17 protein-coding genes are annotated in these 19,399 nt (G+C 49.0%); 14 read left to right on the forward strand and 3 right to left on the reverse strand.

Annotation, left to right across the window (positions count from 1 at the left end; genetic code table 11):
* Positions 1-78 precede the first annotated feature (78 nt).
* Positions 79-567 (reverse strand): hypothetical protein, encoded by a 489-nt coding sequence (locus HA052_RS04865; protein ID WP_166451032.1) that lies wholly within the window; start codon positions 565-567, stop codon positions 79-81.
* Positions 568-766: 199 nt separating this feature from the next.
* On the opposite strand from HA052_RS04865, the gene HA052_RS04870 reads away from it, so the two are divergent.
* The 11 genes from HA052_RS04870 to HA052_RS04925 all read left to right on the forward strand — a co-directional run bounded on the left by HA052_RS04870 (position 767) and on the right by HA052_RS04925 (position 13,290).
* Positions 767-1,057, forward strand: a complete 291-nt coding sequence (locus HA052_RS04870) for a hypothetical protein (RefSeq protein ID WP_166451033.1) — start codon at positions 767-769, stop codon at positions 1,055-1,057.
* Positions 1,058-1,072: 15 nt separating this feature from the next.
* Complete coding sequence (locus tag HA052_RS04875; RefSeq protein WP_166451034.1) at positions 1,073-1,726, forward strand: FlhC family transcriptional regulator; 654 nt, start codon at positions 1,073-1,075, stop codon at positions 1,724-1,726.
* Positions 1,727-1,798: 72 nt separating this feature from the next.
* Positions 1,799-3,790 carry a MobH family relaxase gene (gene mobH, locus HA052_RS04880; protein WP_166451035.1) on the forward strand — a complete coding sequence of 664 codons (1,992 nt, stop codon included), beginning with the start codon at positions 1,799-1,801 and terminating at the stop codon, positions 3,788-3,790.
* Entirely contained in the window at positions 3,783-5,651 is a 1,869-nt protein-coding gene (gene traD, locus HA052_RS04885) for a conjugative transfer system coupling protein TraD (protein ID WP_166451036.1), read from the forward strand. Before mobH ends, traD begins: the two co-directional genes overlap by 8 nt.
* Positions 5,652-5,665: 14 nt before the next feature.
* The gene (locus tag HA052_RS04890; protein WP_166451037.1) at positions 5,666-6,286 is read left to right on the forward strand and encodes a hypothetical protein; all 621 of its coding nucleotides are present in this window, start codon (positions 5,666-5,668) and stop codon (positions 6,284-6,286) included.
* Positions 6,286-6,924: an IncC plasmid conjugative DNA transfer DtrJ family protein gene (locus HA052_RS04895; RefSeq protein ID WP_166451038.1), complete on the forward strand. Its 639-nt coding sequence runs from the start codon at positions 6,286-6,288 to the stop codon at positions 6,922-6,924. The genes HA052_RS04890 and HA052_RS04895 overlap by 1 nt, the downstream gene beginning before the upstream one ends.
* A gap of 130 nt (positions 6,925-7,054) precedes the next feature.
* Positions 7,055-8,083 carry an ATPase, T2SS/T4P/T4SS family gene (locus HA052_RS04900; RefSeq protein ID WP_166451039.1) on the forward strand — a complete coding sequence of 343 codons (1,029 nt, stop codon included), beginning with the start codon at positions 7,055-7,057 and terminating at the stop codon, positions 8,081-8,083.
* Entirely contained in the window at positions 8,028-8,387 is a 360-nt protein-coding gene (locus tag HA052_RS04905) for a TrbC/VirB2 family protein (protein WP_166451040.1), read from the forward strand. Before HA052_RS04900 ends, HA052_RS04905 begins: the two co-directional genes overlap by 56 nt.
* 336 nt (positions 8,388-8,723) lie before the next feature.
* Positions 8,724-11,201, forward strand: a complete 2,478-nt coding sequence (locus HA052_RS04915; RefSeq protein ID WP_166451042.1) for a VirB4 family type IV secretion system protein — start codon at positions 8,724-8,726, stop codon at positions 11,199-11,201.
* On the forward strand, positions 11,194-11,940 hold the full coding sequence (locus HA052_RS04920; RefSeq protein WP_166451043.1) for a hypothetical protein: 747 nt from the start codon (positions 11,194-11,196) through the stop codon (positions 11,938-11,940). Before HA052_RS04915 ends, HA052_RS04920 begins: the two co-directional genes overlap by 8 nt.
* 30 nt (positions 11,941-11,970) lie before the next feature.
* Positions 11,971-13,290 carry a type IV secretion system protein gene (locus HA052_RS04925; RefSeq protein ID WP_166451044.1) on the forward strand — a complete coding sequence of 440 codons (1,320 nt, stop codon included), beginning with the start codon at positions 11,971-11,973 and terminating at the stop codon, positions 13,288-13,290.
* 323 nt (positions 13,291-13,613) lie between these two features.
* On the opposite strand, the gene HA052_RS04930 is transcribed toward HA052_RS04925, so the two are convergent.
* Both HA052_RS04930 and HA052_RS04935 read right to left on the reverse strand, forming a co-directional pair.
* Positions 13,614-15,677 carry an AAA family ATPase gene (locus HA052_RS04930; RefSeq protein ID WP_166451045.1) on the reverse strand — a complete coding sequence of 688 codons (2,064 nt, stop codon included), beginning with the start codon at positions 15,675-15,677 and terminating at the stop codon, positions 13,614-13,616.
* Positions 15,674-15,991: a hypothetical protein gene (locus tag HA052_RS04935; RefSeq protein WP_166451046.1), complete on the reverse strand. Its 318-nt coding sequence runs from the start codon at positions 15,989-15,991 to the stop codon at positions 15,674-15,676. The genes HA052_RS04930 and HA052_RS04935 overlap by 4 nt, the downstream gene beginning before the upstream one ends.
* Before the next feature lie 229 nt (positions 15,992-16,220).
* Between HA052_RS04935 and HA052_RS04940 the strand changes: the two genes are divergently transcribed.
* From HA052_RS04940 to HA052_RS04950, 3 genes are read left to right on the forward strand one after another with little or no spacing between them, the layout of a single operon-like run.
* Positions 16,221-16,946, forward strand: a complete 726-nt coding sequence (locus HA052_RS04940) for a VirB8 family type IV secretion system protein (RefSeq protein WP_166451047.1) — start codon at positions 16,221-16,223, stop codon at positions 16,944-16,946.
* Complete coding sequence (locus HA052_RS04945) at positions 16,943-17,749, forward strand: TrbG/VirB9 family P-type conjugative transfer protein (protein WP_166451048.1); 807 nt, start codon at positions 16,943-16,945, stop codon at positions 17,747-17,749. The genes HA052_RS04940 and HA052_RS04945 overlap by 4 nt, the downstream gene beginning before the upstream one ends.
* A 4-nt stretch (positions 17,750-17,753) precedes the next feature.
* Positions 17,754-19,289 carry a TraB/TrbI/VirB10 family type IV secretion system protein gene (locus HA052_RS04950; RefSeq protein WP_166451049.1) on the forward strand — a complete coding sequence of 512 codons (1,536 nt, stop codon included), beginning with the start codon at positions 17,754-17,756 and terminating at the stop codon, positions 19,287-19,289.
* The last annotated feature ends 110 nt before the right edge of the window (positions 19,290-19,399 follow it).

Consider the following 19,399-nt stretch of genomic DNA (forward strand, 5'->3'; position numbering starts at 1 on the left):
CTCTTGAATTCCGTCTAGGAAATGCAAGAATCGCGTACGAAATGAAACCTATCAGAAGAATAGGTTTTTTACTCGAAATCAAACAGGCAATACATGGGTCAGAAATGCTCTGACTCGCCCTTGAAGCTCTCCATAGTCCGGGATTTTTCGCACAAATGTCGGGATTTCGTGTTGGTTGTTTTCATCGTCTATCAGGATTACTCCTCCTGCAGGATTAAGCTCCATTTTGACGAGCTCATATATGCCGTGTCGAATGATGACATGGATCGATTCATGCACTAGGTACTGGCTGTACTCAGATGGGTCCACTAGACAGAGGCACTCATCTGGGAGGGCAAAGATAAATTGACAAGTGCCCTCTGTCTTTAGGTAGTAGCTCAGACAATGATCAGAATCGAAAGTGTCGCTTACTAGAGAATTAAGACACTCAGAAAGAACTGGCTGACCCAGGATGCCACTGTCGTCAGAAAGCAACTCCTGGGGGCTCGGGTCCAGCAGCCAGAACTCTACTTCTTCCTGGGTGCCGACGAAATCGGCCACTGTACGTAGGGCTAGAAAATGTTTCATAGTGCGCTTTTGATGAAACAAAGTTGCGTTTTTACCACATAATTAGCATATACAATCACTAAATCTGGGCCAAGAGGGGGGGGACAACATTTGATTCTATGGTGTGTCGTAGCTTCCGCATAGATGATAAGTAAATTTACGTATTACTAGACAACTAGCATTTGATTAATATTTTTTACAAATCGAGGGAAAAAACAACGTGGACGCACCAATCTGCCAATTTGACGGCGACATTGCAAGACTCAACCGGCTGTTCTTGGTACTGGCAAAAGAGACGCTCCGGGTGAGTGGGCCGGCTGTGGCACAAGACATCTTTGGACTTGATGGCGGGGACATCGAGTTCCTGAACGATGCTGATTTGAGCCAGTTAGACCTAATGTCGGAATCCAAGTCTCTGCTCTTTAAGCCCGTAGTGTCATTGTCTATTCTGAGTGACTCGATTGCAGAAGGAACCCACCATTGGCTAATGAATTTAGCCGCTGACCAATAATAAACAGGCCCAAAAATGGCTTTAAAAGAAACTGGACAAGGCGCCCAGTCCGCGCGCTACAGTAAAGATGTAATGGATGGCATTGTTGATTTGCTTTCCATTGGCATACGCAACACGATGGTTCCGGAAATCATGATGCACCATGACGGCCGGTTCAACGTCAGCGAAGGGCTTGTGAAGCAGATTGGTGAGGCAAATGGGCTCACCAATTCGAAAAAGGGTGCTCATCCATTCTCTTCATTCAAAGATAAGGTCCGCCGAGCAGAAGCTACCATTTTCCTCAGGAAGTTCGATGCTCTTAAAAAACGCCACCCCGACACTCCAGACTGGCGTAACTTTATCAATGCATATCAGCTTTATGAGCGGGTCGCCTCGCAATCCCGTTTCATGCTTAGCTCTGAAGTGTGCTGGTGCGTCGCAAAAATGTTTGCTCATCGCTCCAAAGCCGTTCTTCTTGACAAGTGCCGCGAAGGACACATTGTTGCCCGTTTCAACGATGAGATTATCGAAGGTAATTGCCCTTTATGCCATCGCACGCGTCTCAGCAAGCAACGTTTGGCGCTCCCCCAGCCTGCCGAACTGCCTAAGATGGCAAAGGTGATTTCCCTCAGTCCCGCTACCGCCTCTAACGTGCCCCTTGCCTTACCTCATAAGAGTGGGACTGCCTAGACTTCTGAATTAGCCATAAAACAGGGCGATAAGCGAGGAGTCTGTTTTACCAAGTTCATGCAAAATTTGCACATGAACTGGAAAATTCTCCTTCGCAATATGCTGGGTACACGACCTACGCCTGCTGTACCTGAGGAACCTAGCAGTCCGATACCTCCGGCCAAGCCGCCAAAAGCGCCGCGGCCTGCTGCTATTACACACCGCTATCCAGCCATTGATGCTGGCCTTGATGCAACGTTAACGATCGATGAGCTGCTCGAAGGTCAGAAGGATCTCCTTAGCGGCATCAAGTTGGGAGCGGGAGGCGGTCAAGCATTTCATTCCCTTTTCTATCCAGCGATAGTTGATCTGACTTCCTGGATTCATGCACTTCCAGCAAATGAGTCAGGCAACCACTTCGGTGCAGGGGGCTTGTTACGGCTCTCTCTTGAATTGGCATTCCATTGTCTGCAAGTTGCGGATCAATCCTTGTTTGCTAGGTCTGAGCCTACGGAACGGCGCCGGCAAGTGGAGCCATGTTGGAGATTTGCTGCGTTCTTGGCTGGGCTGTATTCGGAGCTTCATGTCATCCCAATAAGGATGCATATTACTGCTGACAATGGGACTGTTTGGCCATGCCATACTACCCCCTTGATAGAATTCATTGAGCAGCAAAAAACTCACGCATACTTTGTGAGGTTCAAACCGGCGGATCACTCAAACCGAGAAATGTCTGCTTTGTTTGCTCACCGCCTGATCAGCCAAAGTGCATTGCAATATTTGCAAGATGGCCATCACATGATTGTACCTACTCTGATGGCGGCACTTGGCGGCAAAACCATAAGCTCTGAACACCAAAAGCTCCAGGAAATTCTAGAGAGTGTACGCCTGAAAGTGATTAGAGCTGACTTGGCTCGCCAACCGTCTAGCTATGGGAAAGTCAAAGTAGGGGTCCACCTCGAACCATATCTGCTCGACGCCATGCGTAGCTTGGTTAGAGAAGGAGTGTGGCGGATCAACGAGCCTAAGGAACGCCTCTGGTATACACAGGAAGGGCTTTTCCTGTTTTGGAAGACCGGCTTTCAGGAGTTGCTCACCCAACTACAAACCCAAAAAATTCCAGGCGCCCCAATCAATCCCGAAACAGTCGCTGAAATCCTCCTGGCTGAAAGAATCATCGTACCGGGCCCGGATGGCCGGGCATACTGGCCGATTTCTGCACCAGGTTCAGACCGGGTATTTGACGGACTAAAGTTTGCAGATCCCCTAAGCCTGCTCGGCGATACCGAGATACAGCCGATCAAAGAATCAGTAACTGGGCAGAGAAAGCCCGCGCCCAGGAAAAAAAAGGAAGAAAAGCCAAAGTCGGCAGATCTGTTCAGCGAAGATCCGGCAAGCAGCCCATTAATGCCGGCGGTGGAAAGCACATCAAAAACAGGCTCTGTTGCTTCTGGAGCCCTCCCACATGACGATGACTCATCGATTGTTTCTGAAGAGCCACTCCAGGGGGAGTTAGTTGAAAGGGACGCCGTAGTAGATGAGTCAGATCTGACATTTCGAGCTGCCGAGTGTTCTATTTCCGAAGAGCTACCGACTACGAGTGAGGAAACTTTCTCCCAAAACCACTCTGGTCAGGTAAATGAACCTCAGTCTTCAATAGAGAGTTTGCCCGTCGTAATGAACCCTAGTGTGACCGCTCCCTCCGGTTTCACTGCAGCGGCGTCTGCCTCACCAGTCTCGCTATCTGTATCAGAGCATGCCGAAAAACTTCTCCGCCAACTTGGCGATGAGACGATAAGCGACTTCTTGCGAGCCACGATCATTGACATCGAGAAGGGTACTATATCTGACTCTGTTCAAAATTCATTTGGTGTAGGGATTAAACGCAGTCTCATCCCCATGTACGGAGTAGAGGAAAGTACTGTGCTTTCGTGCCTTTCATCTGTTGGTTGGTTGGCAGTAAATCCTGAAAAGCCAAACGCCAAATATCACAAAATAGAGATTAACGGTACTTCGACAATGTTCCTTCTACTGTATCCAAAAGTTGCTGCTGGCTTGGGCCTGAAAGGGCATATCAATGTCTGATCGCGGTGTCAAACGTTTTGAAATGCCCTGGCGTCCAACTTTTGAACTTTACAGTGCATTGGGCTGGGCGGGGTCACTAGTAAGCACTTTAGGAGTAGGCGCAGCAGCAGCTGTACCCTCGAGCTATACGGCGTATATGGCCGGCCTATCCCTTGCGGGACTGGCCTACCGTGGTTGGCAAACAAAAAAGCACCTGGAATTCAGAGTAGCACTAGCTGGTACTGAGTTTTTTACTATCCCCATGCAAGATGTCAAGGAAGTCATGGAGGAAGGACAGTTGTGGATGGGCCGCGGTTGGGAGTGGCAGCCCATGCATACGCAGCGATACTATGAAGCCTCTAAACGGGTTGTCGGTGACATGCTGCCGCCGGCATGGTATCTAAAGCTCAAAAAAATTCCACCATATAGGGACGTTGTTGGCGCCCCTTGGATCCACGGTCTTGACGCAGAAGAGGGTGACATCCAACTGCCCTTAACCGCACTTGAGGGTCATACAGGTGTGTATGGGACAACTGGCTCAGGCAAAACTCGCTTCCTAGAGACACTATGCACACAAATCATATCTGACCCCAAAAACGTCATTATCATCATCGATCCCAAAGGGGATAAGGAACTCAAGAACATCGCAAAAGAAGCCTGCGTGCGAGCCGGGCGCCCAGATGCATTTGTTATGTTCCACCCAGCATTTCCTGCCGATTCGATTCGACTTGACCCCCTCAAGAACTGGACTCGCCGGACGCAGTTGGCTTCTCGCATCTCTATGCTGCAGTCCACTGACGGGGGTGGCGACACTTTTCAACAGTTTGCATGGCGGACTATCAATACCGTAAACGAAGGCCTGCTGTATATAGGTATCCGACCAAACCTAAAGAGCATAAAAAAACACACGGAGTCCGGTATGGATTCCTTGATGGAAAAGGTACTAGTACGGTTCTTTGAAGAGAACATTGATGGGTGGGAGTCAGAGGTAACCGCACTAATTGCTCAAGCCAAAAAGATCGAACACTCGCTCAACAAAACGGCCAGTAAAGAACTGATTGCCTACGTCGAATTCTATGAGAAACATATTCCGGAAGAGGTGAAGAAGAGGGAAGAGTTCATCGATAAGATGCTCGCCCAGACCAAACACAGTCGAGAACACTATGGAAAAATGATTCTCAACATCCAACCTCTGCTGGACATGCTGACAGCAGATGATTTGGGCAAAATGTTGTGTCCTGACGCGGAGGACATGTCCGATACCAGACCCATCTTTGATTCAGGAAAAATCATTGAAGGTGGCTACGTTCTCTACGTCGGGCTTGACTCATTATCAGATGCTACTGTTGGTAGTGCCCTAGCCGGCATCCTGTTAGCAGATCTAGCGGCAAAAACAGGCGAGATCTACAACTATTCGGATAAAGCTAGGGTTCATCTCATCGTGGATGAAGCGGCCGAGGCTGTTAACGATCCACTGATCCAGCTACTCAACAAAGGTCGCGGTGCCGGCGTGATCTGTTGGCTCCTTACCCAAACCTTCCCTGACTTCGTCGCAAAAATGGGGAGCGAGGCAAAGGCACGTCAAATCCTTGGCAACCTCAATAATCTAATCGCTTTACGAAGCGTCTGCCCAGTAACACAAAAATACATTTCGGAACAGTTTGGAGAAACAGACATCAGCCAAGCGTCCATGTCCTTCTCCGCGGGTTCTCGATCCGAAGACTCTGGATTGAATCAGCAGGGTTCCGTCTCACAATCTCTCTCCGAGAAAACCGTGCCGCTGATTCCACCATCCCTGCTAGGGGCCCTTCCGAACCTTCATTACATTGCTCGGATGGCCGGTGGCCGCGCCATCAAAGGCCGCCTTCCGAAAATTCTATAAGAAGAAGACACCACATGACTGTCCTGACTTTACCTGTAAACAAAACACTTCGATTTCAAATGGATCCCCAGGAGATACGTCGGCTGGACAAGAAGCGCGCGCTGAAACTAGTTCTACGACAATGCAAAGAGCAAGAATTCATCCGAAAAGTGTTCAAGCGCTTCGACCGTCTTGAGAGTGCTGCGGCAACTTTCGCATTCTTGTTAACAGAGCATTTTCCTCATGATGAGGATGGCAGCCTGGTTGCATTTACTTTGGACCAGGCAGCTGCGGCATGTGGACAAGCGATTAACACTGGGCATGACCCAGATGCTAAAGAGCGTGCTTTTTTGTTGAAGCTAATCGAATCAGCCGAACATCTAAACCGCTGGAAAATTATTGGCAGCAGCATCATCGGAGGAAGAAAAATGGCCTGGCCCGGCATCGACATCCCAATCATTGCATGGATGAAATTGCATGGCCTCGACATGCTTGAATTCCATCCACAGACGCACATCAGGCCCAAAGAACTTGACATGTCTGCCATCATGGCTTTCAAGCTACTCGCGTTGCCTGAAATAGATCTTCTTGCTAACCAGCTTAAAGGAAGACTTCTCCATGAAATTACTTCCACCAGTGGTGCGAAGGAAGACTGATGAAACACCAAACTCACTTCAAGGGATGGTTCATCATCATCATCATTGGCTTCTGGCTTCTTCCAATCTTCATAAGTGAGGAATCGGCTAAGACAAGAGTACTAGAAGAGATCGGCAAGGTACAAAGCCAATTTGGTGAGGTTGCTTCCAATCATGTTGTAGAAGGAGCAAATTCAACCTTTGACTTCATGGTAGTAAGAACTGGACTCCTCGAATGGGCTATGCGCGGAGAAGTCTCGAGGGAGGCTCAAACACAAACCGAGCGGGTCATGGGAAGGGTGGTCTCCACCGGTACCAGCTTCACAAACCGATATGTTCGTGGTGCCATCGCAAACGTCTATGGTCTGTTCTTCCGTCTGCAAATGCTTTTGGTGTGGATGCCTCTGATGATTCCATTCCTCATAGCTATTGTTATTGACGGGTATGTCGCCAGAAAAATGAAAATGTCCAGTTTTGGCTACTTCTCGCCTGCGGCCTTTCAGTTGGCAAACCATACCCTTATCTTCATGATTATGCTGCCGGCCGCCTACTTGGTATTGCCATTCGTTATGAGCCCTATGTGGGTCCCATTTTTAGCGATTGCAGCAGGCTTTGCGATGCGTCTTGCGATCAAGCACGCCCAGCGCATGATTGGCTGAGCCCCCCCCGCACACCGAAATTTTTTGCGTGTGTGCGGGAATTAGCCAGAAAAACCCCTTATTCATCGCGAACCTCCGTGCTTCCGATTCGTTATCCTGACTTCGTTAAAAATGGATTCAGGAGAGATAGGTGGCCACCCCCAATCAAGTCCATACCCTCGCTTCATTACGGTCCCTACTGAGCGACATCTGGCGCATCCTTGATGAAGAAGGTGTCCAAGAAGTGATGATCAACCGGGAGAACGAAGTCTGGGTTGAGCGGCACGGGGTGACGCGAAGAGAATCCATCTGTATTTCCAATAGGCAAATCGAGTCGGCCATTCACCTTATGGGCCGGTTGAACAGCCGGGATGCCAAACCCAACACCAAGGACTCGCTCATTGATGCCAGGTTGGATGGCATTCGTATCGCAGCAGCTCTCTCCCCAATTTCGGTATTTGGATCCAGTATTTGCATCCGTAAGCACAATCCTTTGCTGCTCACTCTTGACGACTATGTCGCTTCTGGAACGCTGACCGAGGAAGCAAAGATAGTAGTCGAGGAACTCATTGATAGTCATCAGAATATTTTAGTGGTGGGTGGCACTTCCTCTGGTAAAACGACGTTCTTAAATGCAATGGTAGATCGAATTGATCCAACCGAACGGATTCTCACCATTGAAGACACTCAGGAACTAAAAGTTTCCGCTCCCAACTGGGTGGCATTCGAAGCAAATAAACAAGTTGGAGTGAATTGTGGCGATCTCCTGAAACTCTGCCTACGGTATCGACCGGATCGCATTCTCGTAGGTGAGGTGCGAGCCGCGGAAGCCTACGACCTCATGCAAGCGGCTAACAGTGGTCATGATGGAGTGATGGCCTCACTCCATGCAAGTTCGGCAAAAAAAGGGCTGACTCGCATGGAAAACTTAGTTCTTCAGTCAGATGTCAACCTACCTCACCAAGCAGTCCGCCAGTCAATTAGTGAAACATTTCACGCAGTAATTTTTCTTGCCCGGCGCCGCGGTATCAGGCGCGTGGAGCAAATTGTCTTAATCGACGACTACGACATCGTCAATCACCAGTATGTCTTTAAACAACTGTATCAAGCTAAGGAGTTAAGTAATGCAAAAATTGAAGTCGCGAGCGCTGAATCTGTGGAAGAACGAGAAATTGCGTAAAGATACTGCAGACTGGGTCAAGGCCATTGGTTTGACCGCATTTTTGGCAGCGCTGTCACCTGCGGCCCTGGCATTTAAACTCCCTGTCGAAGGAATCGTTTGTGATGTGGCGTCATCCCTTTCGGGACCTGTTGCCACGGGTGGGGCGGTGATTCTTATCGTGGTAGGTGGCCTATCCATTGGCTTCGGCGAGGCCGCATTGTGGAAGTGGTGTGGTGGTGCAGTTGCAGGTTTGTCTATTGCTTTGCTGGCCGGCCAATGGCTTGGAATGTTTAACCGCGCAAGCGCCTGCATCGGGGTGTGACGTGCAAGAGTACACCCCTCGAATCAACACACTCCATCGAAGTCTAAACGAGGTAAAGATGATCGGAGGGGTGCCTCGGGCTCTTTTCATTCTGAATATGATTGCAGGCACAACAGCGGTGCTTGCACTTCATTTTCTGCCGATGATTTTACTTACGTTTATGGTCCATCGGTATTTGAAATACGTGGCCAGCATTGATCCGCTTGAGGATGTGACATTTCGGAAGCGCATCAAGCAGGGCGATTACTACGACCCTTGGGTCAGGGTCTCAGACAATGTTGGTCCCGTGTATCTACGTCCTGGACGTAGACCTATTGGGTATGGCAGGGGAGTTTTATGTTAGATCTCAAAAGCAGAACCAAGAAATATCAAGAAGAACGTTCGCTATCAGAGTTGCTCCCCTGGCTTTGCGAATTTGGCGACAACCTCACTCTCGACAAGGATGGGGCAATGCTCGCCTGCTACGAACTAGAGGGCGTCGATGCGGAAGGTCGAACTCAGATAGATATCGACACTTACGCGCGTCAAGCTGAGCTTGGCTTTAGGGAAATGGGAGCACAAGCCACTGTCTGGTCGATAGCGCACAGGCGCAAGACAAAAGTCTATTTAGATGGAGCGCATTTTACAGACTCTATCAGCCAATTTGTTGATGCAGAGTGGAAAGAGGCTCTCGAGGAGAGCCAGCAATATGAGAACAAACATTACGTCTGCCTCCTGCTAAGCCCCAACACTGGCACTTACGGGTACTTCGATCGGGTCGGCCAATTACAAAAGCAAGGCTTAACAATGCCGAAGGCTTTGATAGAGGCAGCTAGATCGATGCTCGACAAAAACAGCTCGTTTTTGTACGAGGCAGAGCAGCTTCAAAGTTCGGTAGAGGTAATGAACCGATATCTTGGAATGCTCGAAACAGGGCTGGCCGAGTTCAATATCAATCGGCTTAAGGGCGATGCCTTGCGTCGTTTTCTCCACGATTGCTGTTCACCGGCTTCAGAAGGCCAAGACGTAAAATCCTCAAGGGTTAGTACCTACCTTGACACTTACCTCGCAGATAATCAATTAAGCGTGTTCAAAGACGCGCTTCATTTTAGCCATGTAGGTGATCGGTGGGTTGCTGCCCTTTCGATAAAAGACTGGCCCGCGGCGACTATGCCCGGAGCAATCGATAGTATCCTCTCAATTCCTGGGGAAATAACTGTTTCCCAAATCTTCCGCTTCGTGGATGACTCAGAAGCAGAGGCATTTATTACAAAGGCGGAGAAACACCACAGGTCGCAAGTAAAATCCCTTACCACTCTTGTAAGAGAACAATTCACCAAGCAGGAGTCCGATCAGGTCAACACCGGTAAGCTAGAACTAGCTGATGACGCCGGCGACGCGCTTCGCGAGTTGACTGCGGAGAGGAAAAGGTACGGCTACTTTAACTTGACCGTACTGTGTTATGGAGATACGCGCACGGAACTTGAAGAGTGCGTCCAAATGACGGCCCAAGCGCTAAAGAACTGCCAATACATCTCCATTCGTGAACGAACACACTTGCAGTCGGCTTGGGCAGGGACCATCCCCGGTCAGTGGGGGGCTCTCGTACGCTGGCATTTCGTGAACACCGCCAATCTTGCTGACCTGGCCCAATTCCGTACATTTCTCACTGGCCCGAGGCAAAACAACCATCTGACGGAAGAGATGGGCTCTCATCACCCATCTGTAACAGTTCTACCAACAGAACTTGCAACACCATATTTTTTCAATTTCCACGTTGGTGACCTCGGACACTCCTTTGTTATCGGTCCCTCCGGAAATGGTAAATCAGTCTTCACCAATTTCCTAGTCAGCCAATTTAGGAAGTACCCGAAGAGTAACGTTTACATTTTCGACAAGGATTACTCTTGTCTTATCCCAACAACTCTCCAGGGTGGAAGGTTTATTGACCTACTAGGCAGTAATAATTTTGAGCTTCGCCTTAATCCACTTCGATTCTTGGACTCTGAGAAAAATTGGGCATGGATTAAATCTTGGGTCGAGATTCTACTTTCATTTCGAAACATTGAGCTTACCTCAGACGATGATGAATTAATTTGGGAAGCTATCAAGAGAACTGCAGATCTTCCTAGGACTCAATGGCGCCTTCTGACCTTAGTAGACTTCCTTGATGAGCGCTTAGCAAAGGAACTCAGAATCTGGGTTGAGGGCGGTCAATATGCTCGCTATTTCGATAACGTAGATGATGATTTTCAATTGTCGGATTTTGTTGCGATCGAGATGGGGGGGCTATTTGACACTCCGACGTTAGCCGTAGCATTTCTTGAATATGCATTTTATTCGATCCTGTTGCGGCTTGACGGTACACCGACATTGATTGAAATCGAAGAGTTCCGGTTCATGCTAACCTTCCCTCATTTCGTTAAAAAGATTCAGGACTGGTTAACCACCTTCCGAAAGAAAAATGCACTGGTTGTGTTTGCAACGCAGTCCCTCGACGAACTGGCTAAGTCGACAATATTTGCAACTATTATCGACAACATGCCAACCAGAATATATTTACCCAACCCCAATGCCTTGGCTCACTACAATCTATACAAATCATCATTCGGTTTAAACGACGAACAAATTGAGCGCATACGACTTGGGATTCCTAAACGAAACTATTACATCGTTCAGCCTAACCGAAGCCGAATGATTGACTGCGTTTTTCCGAAATCAATTCTGGCGGTTATGCGCTCAAGCGCAGACGCCATCAATCGCTTTTGGAAGCACCAGAAATCTGGAAACCCTGACTGGAAAATTAACTATATTGAGGAGATTTGCGATGCGTAAACTTCACTTTAAGCACGTGATTGCTTTAGCGATTTTTGCAATGTCGTTCCAATCGCCTGCGGGTAGTGTTGGCGGAACGGGAGGTTCAACTGAAGTCACTCAGCTTTTAAACAACCTTGAGTTGGTTCAGAACACAATCAATACAACCAAAACTGTGATGCAAGAGATTCGACAAGTTGAAATCTTGGTTCAACAGGCAAAAAGCCTCTCCATTGATGACTTAAAAAACATAGGCCGCGATGCTGCAATTGATGCGGTCGGTCTTACTGGTTTCAAAAATAGTGTGACGACCCTTATGGGAGATCTTCAGAACTCGAAGCAAGCCGCAGAAAATATCTTCCGAGACATGAGTCTGAAAGGGCTAACACCAACTCAGTATGTTGATCAAATAGCCAGAAATCATGGTAAGGCAAGGCAGAACATCCAGTCACTCTTGCAAGACGTCAATCAGAGCATCTCTTCTGTAGGGGATACCTATAAGCAAGTCCAAGCTTACCAAGACCGGATACCCGCTACCGAAGGCGTTCAGCAATCCATGCAGCTGCTTAATAGCCAAATAAACACCATGCTCGTTCAAAACGCCAAAATGCAGCAATCAGTCGCTGCGAACTTAAACAGCACCGCTGCTGTTGAAGCACAGAAGAATGTCAATAAGGAGGCATCCGATGACGCATACGCTCGCTTTGTTGACCAGCGTCGTCGAGATGCTGACACGTTCAAGAATAGCCTGAGCAACTAATCCGTCCGCTAATAAACAATAGGAATACGAATGCCGGCGCCCTCCACCGTACCTGCTACCGATCTTCTGTCACAGCTTATCGATGGCATGAATACAGCAGCAGGCTCCATGACTGGAGCCTTGATACCCGCAGGCACGTCCCTGATGGCCACGCTGTTAGCTGCAGTGATTGCTTATCAGGGACTGATGATGATGCTTCAATACACATCTGCGATGGAGGTTGTGGCAAGCTTTATTCATAAATCAATTTTCTTCTCCATTGCGGTCTTGCTATTCGATAACTATGAGACTCTATTTGGTGTACATGGAGCACTCATGCAAACCTTTGACTCTATCAGCGGTCAGTTAAATAACGGTCTCATTTTCCGGAATCAACTTAGCAATGTTGGTGTAAAAGTCATTGAAACAATTATGGCTCTTTTCAATGACCCCCCCGAAAAAACTTCCGCCGCTGATAGTGGCTTTTGGGACTCTCTTACTCAAGCATTCGACACCATTAAAGTTCTTCCTCTTATTACAGGCTTAGTGGCATTCATTTTTAAACTTGTTGCAGCATTTTTCATGATTATTGCAGGTGTGGTGTTGCTGGGGCAGATGATCTTGGCCAATATAATGATTACATTGGGTGCAGCCCTTGGCCCAGTGCTGATCCCCTGGATAGTCTGGGAGCCTGCCGCCTTCTTGTTCAGCGGCTGGATACGCTTCATGATCATCGCAGGGATGTGGCAAGTCGTAGGTTCCGCCATGTTCACGATAGTCCAGGGGGTCTTCACAAAGTCCGCCACAATGATGAGCACTGCTGTAGCCTCAGGGGAGCTGATGACTATCTACTCGGTTGGTAGCGCCATCATTTTGATGGCGATGATCTCAGCTTACTTGATGATGAAGATTCCCGACCTGGCACAGGCAATCATTGGGGGAGGAGGAGCTGAAGGCCTCTCAATGCGCTCATTCCATCCTGCTTCCGCGGCCGCCGGCAAAGGATGGGGAGCAGCCAAAGCGACTGCTGGTGGCAGCAAAGCCGCAGCAGGCTCCACATATCGAAGCGCATTTAATGGATATGCTGCAGGAAATAGGGGATTTAATGCTGGCATGAATATGGGCAAATCTGCCATGGCCGGAGTACAGAAAAGTGTAGCTGCTGGTCAGTTGATCGGGGCAGCAAGCGGTGGCGGTGTGCGAGGAAAATTGATTGGGGCAGGCGCCAGTGCCGCGATCGCAGGGGAAAAGGCGGGCAGGGTAGTGGGCTCCGCCGCAAAGTCAGCAGCAGTTTCGTCCGGTCAAAAGGCGGTCAGTAAAGTGCGTGCTTTCCATAACAACATGATGAACCCGGGCAGCGGCAAGAGCTAAAGCCTGTCCGCATAGGAAATCAAGTGATGGCCAATCCTTTCCAACTACGAATCGGCCCCCAAGATAAGAAGGAACTGAGGGAGGCCCTTCTTCGTCGGGGGAAGGTTCATGAATCTCTCCGCGGCCGTTTCGTTCCACCTATCATTGTAGATAGGCACCTTGGTGCTGCATTCTGGTGGATGTTTCATGTAATCAATCAAGATCGCCCCAAAGCAGTAACTATCCAGCTGATTATCCTTCTTCTCTTGCTTTCTTTTAGTATTGGGAAACGAATCTTTGGATAGTAGACCCCCTTAGCGGGGGTTCTACTAAATTGGCATACTTCACAAAACCGTATCAATCGCAGCAGCTACATCCTCCAGCAAGATCACCGGACTACCACCAGTAACCTTTCGATTGATCACAACGTTGACAACCTGCTGCAAGACAGCCTCAATGTTTGCTACCGAGAGTCCTACAAGTGCTTCCGACAGCACGCTATCGGTTACATTACCGGCGACTGGCAGCTTAAGATTTTCCCGCCACCGTTTTATAACAGTTCCAGCCTGAAGCTCATCAGCCAGCAAGAACTCAACCTTCTCTGTAAACCGGCCACCACGGAGAGCTGCTGGATCTATTTTCTCAGGAAAGTTGGTTGCGGCGACTGTGAGCACATCACTGCTCTTTCCTCTGGCGCCATCCATTTCCGTCAAAAATTTGTTTGTAATTGACGCATGGTTTGAATAACTCCGGTCCGCCAACACATCATCTGCTTCATCAATGAATAGAACGCAGGGCCGGAGATCAGCAGCCTCTTTGAATACTTTTTCAATCCTTTCTGGATTCTTCAGGAGGTCCATGCCTGTGACTGAGAGGAAGGCCCAACCTGCAGTCTTAGCTAGCGCGATAGCAGCAGTTGTTTTACCAGTGCCCGCAGGCCCTTTGAACAAAACGCCGGCCGGAACTGTCCCCCCCAACTCTTCAATCTCTACAATCTGTTGCATACGGGTAGCAATCCCTAGCAGGGCCTCCCGAACTGTTTCCGGCTGTGAAAGCTGGGCCAAAGTCAACGCATCTGCGCGGAGCTTGCCTGATCTACCCTGCGTGAGTCTCAACGCTTCCATGGCCAGCTCGAAAGTTAGCTCCCTTTGCTCTTTGCCCTTGAGCATACGGACAAGCTCTTTACCCACTGCATCGATTCGTGCCGCGGAGAATCCATCCCAGCGTTTCGCAACAACATTAAGCACCTGCATGTCCACATGAACTCCGGTTGATCCGGAAACGCGGGTGACACGTTCATTCTTATTGTTGATCCCACGCATGCCTTTAGTGATTGCAGCGCTAAGGATTGCCACTCGTGCTTCTAGATCAGGGCTGAGCACCTCCACCCGGAAGTCAAACCTACCTTCTCTGATTACTGCCGAGTCAAGCACTTCAAGATGATTGGTTGCAGCAACCACAACCACACCCGACTTACGAATATTAACCAACTCAGTCAGGATGGTGTTAGTCGTACCAACGGTCTCACTGTCACTACTCGAAGCCTTGCTGCGGTCCCTTGCAAGACTATCAATTTCGTCAATAAAAAGAAGGCAAGGAGCTTGTGCTTTTGCTTCCGCAAATAAGCGAACAACCTGCTCTGTCGTTTGGTTAACCCACTTGCTGGCAACATCCCCGAAAGAGGCTTTAATAAATGGAAGCTGCAGTTCACCAGCCAGCGCTTCTGCGAACATGGTTTTGCCATTGCCTGGGTCACCAGATAACAAAATACCGTTACGTCCGTCGCCTGAGTCATCGACGATCTGAACAGCAGCCTCTTTCAAACGGCTTTTCAGTTCAGACATGCCAACCACATCTTTGAAGCAAATTCTCGCCTGTTCAGCTTGATACATGACAGACTGAATCTCTCGCGTGGCAGTAGAACTGCCAACTGTTGTTGGTACTTGTCCTTGTGCTTTCAGCTGCTCGTCTTGCTGTTGCACACGCTTGACCATCTGCCAATGCACATCCGGCTCTCTGAGTCTGAATGCGGTATTGTAGATCGTGTTGTACAGCCAGTAGCTCATCAGGTAGATCACCGGCACCATGGCCGCCACTGTAAAGTAATTCCAGCCTCCCGCCTTCCAGAGGAGGTAGGGTGCAAGCAACAGAGGTGTACGGAATAGGGTGGCCAGTGCGCCAGTCAAAATGTCTGATTGTCCAGCCGCCTCAATGCACATGATTGACAACGGGTACAGCATCAAGATGAGTAGACAAGAGTAGTAGTTCCCAAATGGAGAGAGCCCCCCCCAAGCCCAGAGAGCTATGCTCAAATAGATACTGAGCAAAACGGCCGCAGCAAGACGTTTTCCGCGAAGCCATAGGTCAAAGCGGGAATACTGAACCACGAAGTCAGGTGCCTTCATCATGCGCCCTTTTTCTTAGGAGTAGAAACCACCAGGTTGACCACCGGCGGTTCGACCATCAAGACAAGCTTCTGAAGCTTGTCAAACCGTTTATCTGCCAAGCTCTGCAATTCCACCCCAACACCTTGGGGGGAGTGTCCTGCTCTTTGGGCTTCCTTGACGTCAACATCAACTTGCCAAGCTTGCCGGAAGTGCAGGCCATCTTCAGTCACATCTCTTCGCTTAGTTACCGTCACTTTTTGGCAGCCAACAATCCCCTTGCAATATTCGTCAACTGGATAGTCAACCAGATGCGGCGCCGAAAGTGGGATAGCCATCAATACCATCGTGAGTAAGCCAACCAGGTACTCAACTCTTATGCCAGCAACTCGCTGGGGTAATGGTCTCATGTTTGTGCACTCCCTTTTGATGAGTAGAGCTTACCGAAGAGATCCCTTTTAGCAAGTCCTTTGAAATAGCCATTTTTTCCCCCGATTCGCGAAGAACGCTGACTGCCTGAACGTGGTTTCATCTTAGGTATGTGTCAATTCATCAATGGCGACAGAAATGCTCCAGTTCTGGAAACGTAAGAAGACCACTAAAGGTGGGGCGGCCCAGGTGCCATCCGCATCGCCTCCTCCAGCTTTCCTTAAGGATCTCTCCCAGCAACGGGCCTGGTTCGAGCGATATGGCCACCACTACGTCGAGAAAAACAAATACTTCACCCTATTGGTGCTCATGAGCGGAATTGCCCTCAGTGAAGGGGTAGCTATTAATCTGATGCTGCCATTGAAAGAGACTATCCCATATGTCTTGATCGTGAATAAAACGACTGGGGAGGTGGAGGCAAACAGAGTTTCAGCCCAGCGATACCGCCCAGGTGATCCAGAAAAGATGTTCTTCCTTGGGCAATATGGTCAGAAGTTGATGGAAATCGACAAGTCCAAGTCAGAGGACAACATGTACTATTTGGCCGATCGGAGCATTGACAATTGTGCACAGGAGTTGAGCGATTTCAGGCGAACAACCAACCTCTTTGGCAGGCTTGCTGAAGATGAAACTCTTACCAGAGTACCTGAGTTGAACACGGTTACTCCGCTGAAGGACTCTACAGCTCTGGTTCGAATCAATACTGTCGAGCGTTCGAAAACCTCAACAATTCCGACCAACAAGTCCTGGCTTATCACTATTCATTACAAAGTGATTCCACCAGTCGACGAAAAAGAAATGCTGAAGAACCCGCTGGGGCTTTACTGCACACACTTCGGCCTCCAGGAGGAAACCGCGAAATGATTACACGTGTTTTGGGCCTCCTCTTGGCAGGTTCTGCCCTATGGGCTACTCAATGCTTGGCTGCTGCTCCTGTGGTTGGACAGGCGCCGATATCAATGCCAGCGGATACTCGTCTGGTGGTCTTTCCTTTCGATCCGAACAATAGCTTTACCATCATTTCTCGCCCTAATGCGATCACAGACATACAACTTGGCCCTGATGAGCAATTAGTGGCTTTAGCTGCAGGGGACTCCACACAGTGGACGTTCCATAAAACTGATGGCCATATCTTTGTCAAACCGATTCGAGCCGATCTTTTTACCTCGGCCACGCTTGTTACTTCCAAGCGGACTTACCAGCTAACTCTCCGCAGCGTTTCAGACCGGGCAAAATGGTACCAGCGCGTAAGCTGGCAGTACCCCGATTTAGTCTTACTCGGTGACCCAAATTTTAAGGCACCGAGTAGAGCCATGCCCCCCGATATAGATTTTCAATCTAACAGCTCGGGATCTATTGGCTCGTTTGGTCAGTATTCTTCAGCTCCTTCTCAAGGGGGAATGTATGGAGAAAAGCTTAACTTCAACTATGCAGTCAAGGGCTCAGCTGACTTCGCGCCGAAGCAAGTATTCGATGATGGTAAATTCACCTGGTTTCGCATTGTAGGTTCTCAGGAGTTTCCTGCTGTTTTCATGATCAATGCTGATAGTGACATTGAAAGGGTAAATTGGCTTGTTAAAGGAGAGTTTTTGATAGTACAGCGCTTAGCTCCTGCTTTTCTCTTGAAAATCGGCAAAGAAGAAGTGCGTATCGTGAGAAAGGGCTAAGAAGATGAGAAAAAAAATTCTGGGCCTTTTGCAACGTCAAACGAGAACGGTTCCTGAGAGCTCCGTGCCTGAAATAGGGGAGTCCCAAGCAGGCATCCAAGTTAAGGAGTCCATCTCATTTGAAAAACCGCCTCGCAGCATCCTTATCATCCTGATCTTGGTTGTGACTTTGGGCTTAGCTCTGGCAGCTGCATTCCGAACCTCCCAAACCCAAGCAAAACAAGCCGAGCAATCGGAAGCCAAGAAAAAATCGGGAACTACTTTAGACGAAATTGAACGCAAACGAAGGGCCGCGGCGGAGTCTGCTCGTGCTGACATCGCAAAACAGAAAGAAGATACCGAAAGGAAGCGTTTAGCCAAGGAAAAAGCAGATAGAGAAGCCTCAGCAGCAGCCGGAGAAGTTAAAAAGGATGCAGATGCAGCACGTGGCCAGCGTCCTGCCGGCGGCCCCTCCCAACAAGTCGCCTACTCGGTTGGTCAACCCGTACAGGGTGTACCCCCTACCTACTCGCAACCGGGAGGTATGAAATCTGTGGATGGCAAGGACCAGAGTCTTCCCCCTCCACCTCCGCTACCTGGCACACCATACAAGCCTACCCCTGTTACCCAAACACACATCACCCAGGGGGCAGACAGTGTCAAGGTCCGCTCAAGCGATTTGATCGTGCTCGAGGGAGATAAGGATGTTGCCAAGTCGAATAGCAAGTCGCAGCCTCAAGACGCTTCAATCAATTCCTTTGGGCTAACCACCCTCAAAGGAGGTGTGTACCCTGCTAATATTCAAAGTGACTTACTCGATGAAAAGATGCAGCAGCTATTGAAAACACAGCAGATGTTGAACAAACAACTCAGTCAGCAACAGCAGGTGAGCCAACCGTTTAATGCAACTCAGCTATCCCCGGCTATGACTGGCTCTGTTCCACAAGAGCGAGACGCTCGACTGACACAAGTTCAGCCAGATAATAAAATTCTTCTGCTACAAGGCAGGATAATTCCTGTCGTTTTGCAGGATGGCATAAATACTGATCTTAAAAGTGACCTGCAGGGTGTAGTCAGTGAAAATGTTTACGACTCTATTCGTGGAGACATTTTACTGATCCCTCAAGGATCTACTGTTATTGCCAAGGTTGACTCCGATGTTGTGATGGGCCAGGAAAGGGTTCTGATTCTGTTCTCACGACTCATTCTTCCCAATGGTTCCTACGTGAACCTCAAAGATATGCGAGGGGTGGATGGTCAGGGCTATAGCGGCGTCGGCGCTGATGTAGATAACCATTTCTTCAAACAGTTTGGCGCCGGTCTTCTCATGGCAGTTGTCACATACGGCGCAGAACGTGAAGCATCTAAGAACGTAACTGTCAATGTTAATGGCTCAGGCAACACGAACCTTTCGACTGCAGTAGGTGATGTCCTGAAAGATGTTACTGGCCGCATCCTCGATCGGTATAAGAACCTTAAGCCAACCCTACTTGTCGCTCCAGGTGAAAAAATTAAGGTAAAGGTCAACCAAGACATGATCATGACACCTTATCAAATGTGATGAAATGCCCCCCTCGCAGGGCTGAGCCTTGCTTGAAAGTGCTTCGTGAGTCAGGACCTTCCGTAAATAGCCCAAAAACACCCTGATTCGCGAAGCATTTTCTTTCCCTA

The sequence above is a fragment of the Chromobacterium fluminis genome (assembly GCF_011602385.1).
Taxonomy (GTDB): Bacteria; Pseudomonadota; Gammaproteobacteria; order Burkholderiales; family Chromobacteriaceae; genus Chromobacterium; species Chromobacterium fluminis.

What these genes read in the sequence shown, in the direction of transcription:
- HA052_RS04865 (WP_166451032.1), bottom strand. Translation starts at nt 567, where the DNA reads ATGAAACATTTTCTAGCCCTACGTACAGTGGCCGATTTCGTCGGCACC.
- HA052_RS04875 (WP_166451034.1), top strand. Translation starts at nt 1,073, where the DNA reads ATGGCTTTAAAAGAAACTGGACAAGGCGCCCAGTCCGCGCGCTACAGT.
- mobH (WP_166451035.1), top strand. Translation starts at nt 1,799, where the DNA reads ATGAACTGGAAAATTCTCCTTCGCAATATGCTGGGTACACGACCTACG.
- traD (WP_166451036.1), top strand. Translation starts at nt 3,783, where the DNA reads ATGTCTGATCGCGGTGTCAAACGTTTTGAAATGCCCTGGCGTCCAACT.
- HA052_RS04890 (WP_166451037.1), top strand. Translation starts at nt 5,666, where the DNA reads ATGACTGTCCTGACTTTACCTGTAAACAAAACACTTCGATTTCAAATG.
- HA052_RS04895 (WP_166451038.1), top strand. Translation starts at nt 6,286, where the DNA reads ATGAAACACCAAACTCACTTCAAGGGATGGTTCATCATCATCATCATT.
- HA052_RS04905 (WP_166451040.1), top strand. Translation starts at nt 8,028, where the DNA reads ATGCAAAAATTGAAGTCGCGAGCGCTGAATCTGTGGAAGAACGAGAAA.
- HA052_RS04915 (WP_166451042.1), top strand. Translation starts at nt 8,724, where the DNA reads ATGTTAGATCTCAAAAGCAGAACCAAGAAATATCAAGAAGAACGTTCG.
- HA052_RS04920 (WP_166451043.1), top strand. Translation starts at nt 11,194, where the DNA reads ATGCGTAAACTTCACTTTAAGCACGTGATTGCTTTAGCGATTTTTGCA.
- HA052_RS04925 (WP_166451044.1), top strand. Translation starts at nt 11,971, where the DNA reads ATGCCGGCGCCCTCCACCGTACCTGCTACCGATCTTCTGTCACAGCTT.
- HA052_RS04930 (WP_166451045.1), bottom strand. Translation starts at nt 15,677, where the DNA reads ATGATGAAGGCACCTGACTTCGTGGTTCAGTATTCCCGCTTTGACCTA.
- HA052_RS04935 (WP_166451046.1), bottom strand. Translation starts at nt 15,991, where the DNA reads ATGGCTATCCCACTTTCGGCGCCGCATCTGGTTGACTATCCAGTTGAC.
- HA052_RS04940 (WP_166451047.1), top strand. Translation starts at nt 16,221, where the DNA reads ATGCTCCAGTTCTGGAAACGTAAGAAGACCACTAAAGGTGGGGCGGCC.
- HA052_RS04945 (WP_166451048.1), top strand. Translation starts at nt 16,943, where the DNA reads ATGATTACACGTGTTTTGGGCCTCCTCTTGGCAGGTTCTGCCCTATGG.
- HA052_RS04950 (WP_166451049.1), top strand. Translation starts at nt 17,754, where the DNA reads ATGAGAAAAAAAATTCTGGGCCTTTTGCAACGTCAAACGAGAACGGTT.